Origin of the sequence: Virgibacillus sp. W0430 (assembly GCF_051846935.1) — a bacterium.
Classification (GTDB): domain Bacteria; phylum Bacillota; class Bacilli; order Bacillales; family Amphibacillaceae; genus JBPYCR01.
This window is the reverse complement of the sequence record NZ_JBPYCS010000007.1, coordinates 35,539-47,827: the sequence shown is the minus strand read 5'-3', so window position 1 is coordinate 47,827 and position 12,289 is coordinate 35,539. Positions and strand designations below refer to the sequence as shown.

Sequence of the window (12,289 nt, the reverse complement as noted above, 5' to 3'; positions counted from 1 at the left end):
GAATTAAGCTGTGCTTTACAACGTACGCACGAGAATCAAAAATGTACGTACTCTTACTTAGCTAACGAGTAATCGTAGGAATTGACCATCTGCATGCATTCATACGATAGTTCGCCACTCCACAGCAACGATATCTTTATTACTATAAAAAAAACAGTACTTTCACCTCTAATTTTCATATGGATAACTAGAGTGGAAGTACTGTTTCAACTTTTACTTATTCTTATTCATTATATGAACTATTCGTAATTTCACCATTCTTTAGTACGATCTTTTCATCTTTTAGTACACGTAAATCGGTACATGGATTTTCATTTAATAGTAACAAATCGGCTTTCTTTCCTTCCGCGATTATCCCTCTATCATCGATTCCTAAGCAAGCTGCCGCAATAGATGTTGATGATTTTATTACATCAATTGGCTTCATGCCAGCTTCTTCCATAATACACAGCTCTTCAAAATAATATTCAGGCGGTGTGCCTGCAGATCCGCAATCCGTCCCTGTTGCAATATTTACTCCGAGCTCTACCGCTTTTTTCAGCATATCCATATGTGGACCAGTTACTTCTAACGCCTTTTCTTGTGCGAATGCAGGGATCTGATCATATGTGGATAATCTGCGCATAACCGCCATTGTTGGTACGAGATACATGCCTTTTTCTTTCATTAACTGGAGCGCCTCTGTATTCGCATATATACCATGCTCAATTGTCGTTACGCCAGCTTTAATGCAATTCATTATCCCTTCAAGCCCATCCGCATGAGCAGCTACTCTTTTGTTTTTATTATTCGCTTCTTCTACAGCAACGGCAATTTCATCAAAGGTTAGCTGTGTATTCCCAGGATCTTCCCCTTCTGTATAAATGCCACCTGTAGCCATCAATTTAAGTAAATCTGCACCTTCTTTTAGCACCGTACGTGCAGCCGTGCGAACACCGTCGACGCCGTCCGCTTCTCGCCCTAGGCTATACACATGGCCTCCAGTAATACTAATCGATGTCCCTGCACTTACAATCGTCGGCCCTTTTAATAACTGGGAATTAATTGCGTCTCGGACGTGTAACACGGTTCGATCGGGAGAACCAACATCTCGTACCGTCGTAATACCGAGCTTTAAATAATCTAACGCATGCTTATACGCCCGTAAAGTTACCGCGTCATTTTCTAAATGCTCTATGACCGGCATCGGATCCGGACTGCCATCCCACACTAAATGCACGTGTGCGTCGATTAACCCTGGCATTACGTATTTCCCTTTTGCATCAATAATTTTATCCCCTGATTCCGTTTCAACAGTACCTTGTCCAATTGCTGTTATCGTATCGCCTTCGATAACGATGTAGCTATCTTTTATAACATCACGATCAATTCCATTAATTAAATGACAATCTTTTATTATTACTCTCACGTTTATTCTCCTCCAACTACACATGTAAAGCTTTTATTTTGTAAAGAACGCACCCGCATTTTCTGTATCCGAATGTTTCGTAAGCAGGGATACAACTACTAATAAAATAAGAGAAGTTGCCGCACCTACATAAATCGTCGGTATCGATGAATTTACACCAAACTGCCAAATTAATGTAGAAAGTAATCCCCCAGCAATGGACGCGACTGCGCCTTTATACGTAGCACCTTTCCATACAAACGCTGCAACAATCGGGAAAAACACGCCCGCACCATAAACCGTATAACCGACAAGCATAAAGCCTAAAAACGTTTCAAACCATAAAGCACCTGCAAGGCCGATAAGCCCAAGCACGACAACGGAAAGCCGCGTAATAATTAAAATTTGCTTATCTGTTGCATCTTTATTAATAAAGCGACTATATAAATCCTTTGAAATATTCGTCGCCGGTGACAGTAAATACGAATCCGCTGTAGACATGACAATAGACAAAATGGAAATTAACAAAATCGTCCCAACAAAAGGATGTAATAAATCTGTCGCAATAATGTAAACGGCTAAATCAGGATTAATATCTGGGAACATAACAGCAGAAGAAACAGCAATTACAAAAACTAAGAGCATAACCGTTACGCCACCAATTAAGCCAAAAGTAGCTCCCTTTCTTGCAACCGACTCCGATTTAGCAGAATACATACGTTGGTATAAGTTCTGATCGACTGTTGCGAGCATTAAAAACGGCAACGCTATTCCTAACGCACCAACAAGACCAAGCCCACCTGTAACTTCAAAGTGCGTAGACGACAAGTTCGCCTCCCAACCAGAAAAGCCTCCCGCAGAACTAAATGCAATTGGCGCTGCGATAATTAACCCAATTAGTAACATTGCATACTGTAAAACATCCGTATATGCTACCGAATACATCCCGCCGAGAACGGTATAGAAAATAACGAGTAACGCACCAATAATTGCCCCGACTTTTGGATCAATATTTGTCACGGCCTCCAAAATATAGGACATTGCTTTTATTTGCGAACCAACAATACCAGTAAAAGCGATAATAATCGTTATGGAACCGATTATTTTTGCGATTGGCCCATAGCGTAGCTCCAATAAATCGGGAACTGTATAAAGATCCAAACGACGCAGCTTTTTAGAGATTGCAATAACGATTGAAATAGCAGCCGTTCCCCCAGCAACCCACCATAATGCGCCAAAGCCGTTCGAGTAGGAGATATTCGCATGCCCAACGACCGTACCAGCACCGAGCCAACCAGCAATGATCGTACCGGTCAGAACAGGAAGCGTTAACCCTCTACCTGCAACCAAATAGTGATCCGAATCTTTCGCCTTTCCTGCCCCAACAATACCGATCACAACTAAAATAATTAAATAAATAATAATACCGACTATAAAAACACTCATAAACAACGCTCCTCCTTAGGAATATAAAGATTGGGAAAAATTAGAATAATTTCGATATACATTTCTATTTAAGCCTTATACATATAAAATTACTTTTGATTGAATCCCCCTTTTTACTTAGTGACAAGCACTTGTACGATTACGATGAAAGCACTTACGCGAAAATGTATTATTTTTTATATTATCACGATCAACCAATTTGTCTAATATATTAATTGATTTATAGTAATATCAAATATATATTAGTCTAAAATAGTAGACGCTATTTGTGAGCTTCAATAAAACAATAATGGAGTGGTTTGGTTGCAAATTCATCAATTAAAATACTTTATAGCTGTAGCCGAAAATCTACACTTTGGTCAAGCAGCAAAACAATTAAACATTTCTCAGCCACCATTAAGTCAGCAAATTATGAAGTTAGAAGAAAGCTTAAAGGTACAATTGTTCAATCGAACAAAGCGGAAAGTAGAATTGACAGACGCAGGACGTGTATTTTTACAGGAAGCGTATAAAATAATTGAACAAATTGAAGCTACAGCTTATAAGATTCAACAGCATTCAAACGGAGAAACAGGCGAGTTAACGTTAGGCTATTCGAGTTACGCTATTTTTGACGTATTGCCGATAGTTTTACGTGAATTTTATGCACTTTATCCAACTGTTAATGTAAAACTAAAGCATTTAAGTACCGCGAAACAATTAGAGGCCTTTAAAAACTCCGACATTCAAGTTGGCTTATTATGCCCACCGATAGAACAAAAACAGTTAACCCTAGAGTATATTTATGACCAACCTTTCATCGTTGCATTACCAGCTACGCATCCGTTGGCAAAGCAAGACGGCGCTTCAATCGACGTGAAAGACCTCGCACAAAGCCCGTTCATACTTACTCCCCGGGATATTGGAACAGGGTTTTATGACGCTATTATAAACATTTGCTTTGAAGCAAACTTCAGCCCAAACATTATCCAAGAAGTAAACGAATTACATGAACTCATATCGTTAGTTTCTACTGGGCTCGGCGTCTCCATCGTGCCAGAATCGCTCAACCAATATAAAAAAAGCAACGTCATCTTTAAAAAGCTAAACAATGACCAGTTTAAAGTCGACACTGCGCTTGTTTATAAAGAGAGCGAAACGTCCCCGGTTGTATTTAACTTTATTAAGCTCGTGAAAAATGTATTGAAGAAAGTATAGAGGGAGAAATAGCAAGCCACTGAAAAAGTCTTCACATACTTGTATATTAGCCGAAAGTCGTTGATTTCAATGAAATGCGGACGCGTTCCGTTGGCATGGCGAGAGCCGCTTCCCTCGCTAGAATCCGTCCAGGGTCTTCTGCTCATGCTTGTTGAGGCTGGAGTCGCCGCCTTCCACTACATTCAACTGGGAGCTCGTATTTTTGAGAACGATGAAGCCCATTAAAAGTTAACTATTCAAAGCAGCGAAAGGGTTTCTACAAGAGCAATCAAAAAAATGCTCGATAAGCAGTCTATCATTTCGATGAAACAACGAAAGAAAAAAATCATTCATAACGAATGATTTTTTTCTGCAGTGCGAGACGCGAAAGCTATTTATTTTTAATGACCACTTCGTCGACATTCAGATTTCTACGTGTTTGCATCGCAGCGATTATAATATCAGCAACGTCGGCCGGATCCATCATGTGCTGGATATCCGATTCTTTATAGATACCATCCCAGAACGGCGTCTTCATTCCACCCATATAAGCAGCCAACACGCGTACTGCAGAATCCTTCAACTCAGCTATTACACTTTCGGTAAACCCTTTAACGCCAAACTTACTCGCACAATAAACCGATTCATTCACTTTTCCTTCCAAGCCTGCAGTGGAAATCACATTTACAATCGTTCCTTCGTTTCTCTCTTTCATCGCTGACAGTACGGCCTGCGTGCAATAGATCGTACCCTTTAAATTTATATCGATCATTGCATCAACAGCAGCTTTGTCTAAATGCTCCGCAAGCTGAAACACGCCGACCCCAGCATTATTAATTAAAACATCAATCTGACCGCGCTCTTTTGCGATCGCCGCAAACGTTTCTTGAACCGAAGCAAAAGAAGCTACATCAACCTCGTAAATCGTACTCGTACCCGGTAGATCTGTAGCGGTTCTCTCTAACCTTTCCTTCCTTCTTCCAAGTAGAGAAAGATGAAACCCTTGATCAGAAAGCTTTCGTGCTAAGGCACTTCCCAACCCACTTCCGGCACCAGTAATAACCGCGTGTTTATTCGTCATAAATCATCGGCCTCCCTATTCTTCGTAAATGCTATACAATTCGAGTAAGAAAGAGCTCCAAAAACTGGGGTACATTGACTTCTGTGCATGCATTTACATTTGGCTCTTTATTAGATCTTATCCGTAAATCGGCTATTGTCCGTCCGTATGAATGATGACCTTCTAGATCGACTTGTAAATACATTGGCTGCGTTTTAACTAAGTCTGGTTTTATTACAACTGCAACAGCCAGTGGGTCATGTAAATAACAGTAATCAACTTGACCATGAAAACGATTGTAACTATTAACATAAAAAGTAGTAATTTCATGTATGAAATCAGCCCAAGGTGAATTCACATTCTTCCACCTTTCCACTTGATCCAAAGTTAATTTAACTTTAGTTGTGACGTCCAATCCAACTAATAAAATGTCTGCACTAGATTTGAATACAATGGAAGCAGCTTCAGGATCAGCATAGATGTTTGCTTCTGCATACATCTGATGATTTCCTGGAACGTTTACTGCTCCACCCATAACGATAACTCTTTCGAACATAGAAGCTAGATTTGAATCTTGCATTGTTAATAATGCTAAGTTAGTTAATGAACCTAAGCACACCAACGTAACTTCCCCAGGATATTTTTCTATCTGTTCTTTGATAAATTGTGTTGCATGCATATCCAATGGTGTTTGTGTGCTTTCTGGGAGTTTCTTATTAGCTAAACCATTATCACCATGAAAATCCGTTGAATACTGCTTTGTCATTGGACAAAAAATAGGTTGGTTAGCACCTGGGATTACTGGAACTTTCGATCCTATCATATCAAGCACTGCTATTGTATTTTTGGTTGCCATTTCAACGGAAACATTTCCAAAACAAGTGGTGATTCCTAAAATATCTAATTCATTTGACTGATTTGCAAGTATAATTGCTAGCGCATCATCAATTCCCGTATCGACATCGATAATCACTTTTTTCACAGTATTCACTCCAGTCTTTCCCTTATTTTACAATGGTATCGATATAATGCTGTAAAAACAACTCATCATTGACCTTAATACAAACAGATGCATTTGTTTTCGTTTGAGGAGTTCTTAAATCTGCTAATGTTGCACCAGATGATAATGCTCCTCTTGTTTCAATATAAATATAAAAATCTTTAGTTTTAACATAATTGGGATCTATGGCAACTCCAACTGCCAAAGGATCATGCATTAATCTAAATCTTCCTTCATTTAACTGATCACTCGCATTAAAACTAAATTGAAAAATATGATCAAAAAAATCTCTTAATCCTTGTTGATCGACTGGTAATTGTTCCATAACTTGTCCAAAATGTTCCTCGCCAAACTTTGTTTTAGACGTCACATCCAAACCAACCATTGTAATTGGAATACCTGACTCAAATACTCGGTGAGCTGCTTCAGGATCGCCATGTATATTGGCCTCAGCGACTTCGGTGACATTACCAGGAACATGAAGTGCCCCACCCATTAATACAAGTCTTTCCACTTTTGAAGCTATCGATGGATCCTTAGCAAGTGCAATTGCCAAATTTGTTAATCTACCTGTAAAAACAAGTGTAATATTATGCAGGTTTTCATGTATCTTTTTAATAATAAAATCTGAAGCGTGCTGCTCTACTGGATAACGTTTAGTAGCAGGCAATGGATATTCACCTAAACCATCATGTCCATGTATAGCTACAGAAGGCTCTCTGCGAGGACGAAATAAAGGCTTATCTGCACCAGCAGAAACAGGAATCTCATAACTAGGATTAATTAAATCTAGTACTTTTAAAGTATTTTCTGTAGCTTGCTTCACATCTACGTTTCCAAATCCAGTCGTAATGCCCTCAACGAGGATATCATCTGACTTAACCGCATAAATAATAGCAAGTGCATCGTCAATACCTGTATCCACATCCAGAATAATTTTCTTTTTATTTTGCATCACTTCTGCACCACCTTAGGAATAATTTAAATATTAAAACAGTTGTATATTGTCTACTTCTTCTAATGTAGGAATAGATGATTGCGCCCCTTCACGTGTGACTACAATCGCTGCAACCTTACTTGCAAATAATGCGGACTCCTCATCCGACATTCCCTTTTTAATTCCAACTGCAAACGCAGCAATAAATGAGTCTCCTGCGGCAGTTGTATCAATTGCCTTTACTCGAAATGCAGGAATGGTAATCTTTTTTTCTTTTGTCACAATAACAGAGCCCTTAGAACCTACCGTCACAACAACACGTTTCACACCCTGCGAGATCAGTTTTTTTGAAGCTAATATAATATCTTCATCAGTACTAATTTTTGTTTTTGTTAACATGCTTAACTCTACTTCATTTGGAATTATAGTATGTGTATGTTGTAATAGCTGCTTAGGTAATTCTATTACTGGTGCAGGATTAAGGATAATTCTTTTGTTAAATTCTTTTGCAATCATCGTTACGTATTCAACAACAGGCAGTGGAATTTCTAATTGCATTATAATAAGATCGGATGCTTTAACATAATGAGATAAATGATCAATGTCGGCTTTAGTTATCTCAGCATTAGCTCCAGGAACTAGAACAATATTGTTTTCACCATTTTCTGCAACGGTAATAAAAGCCATACCTGTAGTACCACCTACTAATACGCTATCGGTTTTAACACTTGATCTCATTAAACTCTCCTGAAGCATATTACCATAATCATCGTTACCAACTTTGCCAATCATCCGAACGTTTGCGCCTAATTTTCCTACTGCTACTGCTTGGTTGGCTCCCTTTCCACCTGGTATTGTAAGAAATTTATAACTTGATATCGTTTCTCCTTCTGCAGGCAAGCGTGAAACATATGTAACCAAATCCATATTTAAACTACCTATCACAAGTATTTCATTCATGGAATCACCAACCCAAAAGATATAATTGTCTTTTAATAATTCTTCTCTAATTACGATTCTATTTCGCTTTAACTCTTATAACAATGGTTCTACAAATTTGGGATATGTATACTTTCATTTAGTTGCTGAACTTGTTTGATTTCCTGAATCAACTCTGATCTGCTAATAATTTTATCACCAATTTGTAGTGCATTAGCTAATTTACTCATATGTGGTTGACTCAATAGTGCTTTGTTTAAAACATCAAAGTCCCAGAACACATCCCGTTTATTACCATCGGCAATAACCTGACAATCTGCCATGACAATGACTCTTTCAAAGTTGTTAGCAACAAACTCCATATCATGCGTAATGGTTATAATTGTTTTTCCCTCATTATTTTTAGCTTTAATCATATCTGAAATTATCTCCAGCGATGCTGTATCCTGTCCCGCAGTTGGTTCATCTAAAATAATAACATTTGAGTCCATCGCTAGGACGGATGCTATAGTGACAAATTTACGCATCGAATATGGTAGATTATATGGATTCTCTTTCAAAAAATCGGTAATCCCTGCAATTTCTGCTGAATTAAGAACATTTTCTTTCACTACATTTTCTGAAAGTCCAAGTTTTTTAGGTCCAAACTCTATTTCACTGTATACATCATTATGAAATATTTGGTCATCGGGATTCTGAAAAACATAACCTGCTTTCCTAGAAATTTGTGCAGTAGAGTGATCTCGTGTATCCCAACCGTCAACAATAATATTTCCTTCAGTTGGCTTTAACAATCCGTTCATCATCTTAACAGTAGTTGTTTTGCCTGCTCCATTTTGACCAATAATTGCTACGGATTCTCCTTTATCAAAAGACATATTTACATTTTTAACCGCTTGAAAGCCGTTTGGATACGAAAAAGATACATTATTTAATGAAAGATATGTCATGAGTTCACCTGCTTTTTATTTATTAACTGTTGAACAGCTGAAATCGCCTTTTCTTCCGTTAAGGGAATTGTTCCTAAATCCATTCCGTTTTCCTTCATTTCAATACCGAACAAGGCATACTGTGGCAAAGCGCATCCTAGAGCAAGTGCCTTTTTATTACTTAATACATTATCTGCGCTACCTTGTATTACCGCTTCACCATCTTTCATAACAATAATATGATCTGCGTATTCTGCTATAAGTTCAATTTTATGTTCTACTAAGATAATCGTTTTCCCTTTTTCCTTCATCAATTCAATGATTGAAAAAATTGCTTCTGTGCTTTGCGGGTCTAATTGGGATGTCGGTTCATCTATAACGAGAATTTCTGGCTCCATTACAATAATAGATGCAAGTGCTACCCGTTGCTTTTGTCCACCTGATAGCTCAAACGGATTTTTATGCTGAAGATGATCAATCTGTAAAAGCTGAATCACGTGTGAAACCCTGCTACGAATTTCGCTCACTTCAACCCCAAGGTTTTCTAACCCAAAAGCAATTTCTTCAAAAACAGTATCTTTCACACCACTTATTTGTGTAAACGGATTTTGGAATACATAACCTATTTTCGTTGATAATTCTCCCAGTTCCCAATCACGAATATCCCGTTCTTCAATTAATATGTCACCCCGTAAGTCGCCATGATAGAAGTGTGGAATAAAACCACGTATTACATTGCATAGGCTGGTTTTTCCTGCACCATTTGCACCAATTACTGCATAAAACTTTCCGGCTTCGAAATCTATAGAAATATCGCGTAGCACATCTTCGTCACTTGTAGGATATTTGTAATTTAAGTTCTTAATAGATATGATACTCATTGCACAACTCTCCAAACAATCAGTAATATAAACAATATGATTAAAATGATACGAACCTTTATGTCATGTTTTGATTTATTAACTTGATATAAACTTGTTTTATTTCCCTTTGCAGAAAATGCCCGCGATTCCAATGTAAGTACTCTTTCTTCCGTACTAGCAATTGAACCTAAAATAAGAGGACTTAATATCGGGACAAACGCCTTAACTCTTGTCATTAATTTACCTTCTGTTTCCACACCGCGAGTCTTTTGCGCATCCATAATAACATGAGTTGATTTTTGCATTTCTGGTATAATCTGTAATGTTGATAAAAATATAAATGTTACCTTTGGTGAAAGACCAAGTTTTTCCAAAGAGCTAACTAAATCCTTCACCTTCGTAATTCTAAAGAATAGTAATAACGATGAGGCAACAGCTACGATTTTAGAAGTAAGTGATAAAGCAAACTGAATACCTTCTTGTTTAATAGAAAATATTTTCCATTGCCATAAAATGTCTTCTCCTGGATAAAAAAACGCCTGCAACAGAAAGATAAATAATACAATTAGCATAAGGGCTTTTATTGCCAAGCTGAAAAACTCTTTAAAACAACCAGCTAAATAAGCAATAAGCATACATATCGGCAACACTAAATATGCCCATATTACCCCTGGCGTTATGAATGCTGACAGAACAAGAAAGGTCACTATAAAAAACTTTGTTGTAGGGTATAGCTCTAAAATAAACTGTTGAATTTTACTCAATCCTTGTACCTCCTTAAAAAAGGCGCTTCTTGCTTATTACGGTGAAGCGCCTTTTCACACTTTAGCTTGCTTTCCGTTTAATAAAGCTCGATCCATAGTTTAATTTTGATAAATACCTAGGTGACATTTTAATAACAATAAAGTATGCAATCATGAGACATATAGACTTATCTATTAATTCATTAATAATTTTGGTTGAAAATACTGCTGTCCATATTTGCTGACCAGATGCTAAAAACGTTGCTACTAACGCATCAGATGAGTTACCAGTTGCTCCACCAAACATTAAAACTTGGATTGGTGACGCAACAATCGTAGTAGCTAAAGAAACAATAATTGCCGAAACTAATACTTTCCAAACCTTGGTGAACATACCAGCCATGGACAATAATCCTATTGATAAACCTACCGCCATTTGCACTGGTGTAAATGCAAAGCTTACTGGGTTAATTAATCCTTTAACCAAATTACTTACTATGCCTGTTGCCATTCCAACCCATGGACCACCAATCATCGCTGTTAATGCTGTACCCATCGTATCAAGATACACTGGCAACTTAAGAAGATTAACTATTTGTGCCCCAACAAAGTTAATTGCTACACCTATCGGGATCAAAAGAATTGCAATTAAAGTAAAATCATGTTTAATACCCCTTTTAATTTTCATAATACATTCTCCTCACTATTTGGTTTTTTGTTATTACTCTAAATTATTTGGAACTGCCTTTGTACTATCTCTTATGATTAATTTAGTTTCTAAAAAAATAGATTGCTCTATTTTAGACTTTTTTTCACACTGATTAATTAAACGCTCTACTGCAACTGAACCTATTTGCTTGATAGGCTGTTCAATGGTAGTTAACCTAGGAGTAAGAATTTGATTGTAACTCAAGTTATCAAATCCAACGACAGATATATCATCTGGAATCGTTCTATTAAACTCCCTAGCGGCCTGATACACACCAAAAGCCATCAAATCATTTAATGCAAAAATAGAAGTAATATCTTTATTTTCTAGAAATAAAGATTTAGTTGCTTCATAACCGCCTTCCATGGTATAAAAACCTTCTTTTATCAATTTTTTATTAATCGTTAAACCAGCTTGTTTATGAGCCTGTTTATAACCATTCAAACGATGATTGGAATTCCAAATTGATTTCGGTCCTGTAATACAACCTATTTTTTTATGAGATAAATTTATTAAATAACTTGTAGCTAAAAATCCAGCTTTTGTATTATCAATAAACACTCCATAAAAATTACTTTCGTCATCTCCGCGATCAATAAAAACGACTGGTATATTGTTCGCATCTAATAGCTCTCGAACCCCATCATTTAATTCTGAATACGAACTAGAAAAAATAATGCCATCTACATTTTTTTCAATTAATAACCATAAGTATTCTTTAACTTTTATCAGCTTATTATCAACGTTACATAAAAACACTGAATATCCCATTTTATTAGCTATGTCTTCCATAGCTCTGGCTAAATCTGAAAAAAACGGATTTCGAATATCTGGTATAACCAAACCAATAGTTTTTGTACTCTTTGTTACCATGCTTCTAGCAATCCCATTTGGACGATAATTACTTTCTTTAATTATCCGTTCTACACGTTTTCGAGTTTCTTCCCCCACCCCCTCCTTACTTTTATTTAAAACACGTGAAACTGTAGTAATGGAAACATTTGCCTTTCTTGCAATCTCCTTTATCGTTATTTTCATAATGCAACTCCTACTCATAATTTTCACACATTTTAGAGAAAACGTTTTCTTAGAAAGATAAC

General features: G+C 37.1%; 12 protein-coding genes. 1 reads left to right on the top strand and 11 read right to left on the bottom strand.

Annotation, left to right across the window (positions count from 1 at the left end):
• Positions 1-223: 223 nt before the first annotated feature.
• Positions 224-1,408 carry an amidohydrolase family protein gene (locus tag ACLIBH_RS05580; protein WP_439315714.1) on the bottom strand — a complete coding sequence of 395 codons (1,185 nt, stop codon included), beginning with the start codon at positions 1,406-1,408 and terminating at the stop codon, positions 224-226.
• Positions 1,409-1,441: 33 nt separating this feature from the next.
• Entirely contained in the window at positions 1,442-2,833 is a 1,392-nt protein-coding gene (locus ACLIBH_RS05575; protein WP_439315713.1) for a sodium:solute symporter family protein, read from the bottom strand.
• Between the two features lie 303 nt (positions 2,834-3,136).
• On the opposite strand from ACLIBH_RS05575, the gene ACLIBH_RS05570 reads away from it, so the two are divergent.
• Positions 3,137-4,030, top strand: a complete 894-nt coding sequence (locus ACLIBH_RS05570; protein WP_439315712.1) for a LysR family transcriptional regulator — start codon at positions 3,137-3,139, stop codon at positions 4,028-4,030.
• A gap of 370 nt (positions 4,031-4,400) precedes the next feature.
• Here ACLIBH_RS05570 and ACLIBH_RS05565 read toward each other — a convergent pair whose 3' ends face one another.
• The 9 genes from ACLIBH_RS05565 to ACLIBH_RS05525 all read right to left on the bottom strand — a co-directional run bounded on the left by ACLIBH_RS05565 (position 4,401) and on the right by ACLIBH_RS05525 (position 12,227).
• Positions 4,401-5,090 carry an SDR family oxidoreductase gene (locus ACLIBH_RS05565; protein ID WP_439315711.1) on the bottom strand — a complete coding sequence of 230 codons (690 nt, stop codon included), beginning with the start codon at positions 5,088-5,090 and terminating at the stop codon, positions 4,401-4,403.
• A 31-nt stretch (positions 5,091-5,121) separates the two neighbouring features.
• Positions 5,122-6,051, bottom strand: a complete 930-nt coding sequence (locus tag ACLIBH_RS05560; RefSeq protein ID WP_439315710.1) for a nucleoside hydrolase — start codon at positions 6,049-6,051, stop codon at positions 5,122-5,124.
• Between the two features lie 22 nt (positions 6,052-6,073).
• Positions 6,074-7,024 carry a nucleoside hydrolase gene (locus tag ACLIBH_RS05555; protein ID WP_439315804.1) on the bottom strand — a complete coding sequence of 317 codons (951 nt, stop codon included), beginning with the start codon at positions 7,022-7,024 and terminating at the stop codon, positions 6,074-6,076.
• 33 nt (positions 7,025-7,057) lie between these two features.
• Positions 7,058-7,966: a ribokinase gene (gene rbsK / locus ACLIBH_RS05550; protein ID WP_439315709.1), complete on the bottom strand. Its 909-nt coding sequence runs from the start codon at positions 7,964-7,966 to the stop codon at positions 7,058-7,060.
• Between the two features lie 89 nt (positions 7,967-8,055).
• Positions 8,056-8,895, bottom strand: a complete 840-nt coding sequence (locus ACLIBH_RS05545; protein WP_439315708.1) for an energy-coupling factor ABC transporter ATP-binding protein — start codon at positions 8,893-8,895, stop codon at positions 8,056-8,058.
• Entirely contained in the window at positions 8,892-9,755 is an 864-nt protein-coding gene (locus ACLIBH_RS05540; RefSeq protein ID WP_439315707.1) for an energy-coupling factor ABC transporter ATP-binding protein, read from the bottom strand. Before ACLIBH_RS05540 ends, ACLIBH_RS05545 begins: the two co-directional genes overlap by 4 nt.
• Complete coding sequence (locus ACLIBH_RS05535) at positions 9,752-10,501, bottom strand: energy-coupling factor transporter transmembrane component T (RefSeq protein WP_439315706.1); 750 nt, start codon at positions 10,499-10,501, stop codon at positions 9,752-9,754. The genes ACLIBH_RS05540 and ACLIBH_RS05535 overlap by 4 nt, the downstream gene beginning before the upstream one ends.
• A 61-nt stretch (positions 10,502-10,562) precedes the next feature.
• Positions 10,563-11,168 (bottom strand): ECF transporter S component, encoded by a 606-nt coding sequence (locus tag ACLIBH_RS05530; protein WP_439315705.1) that lies wholly within the window; start codon positions 11,166-11,168, stop codon positions 10,563-10,565.
• A gap of 33 nt (positions 11,169-11,201) precedes the next feature.
• Entirely contained in the window at positions 11,202-12,227 is a 1,026-nt protein-coding gene (locus ACLIBH_RS05525; RefSeq protein WP_439315704.1) for a LacI family DNA-binding transcriptional regulator, read from the bottom strand.
• Positions 12,228-12,289: the final 62 nt, after the last annotated feature.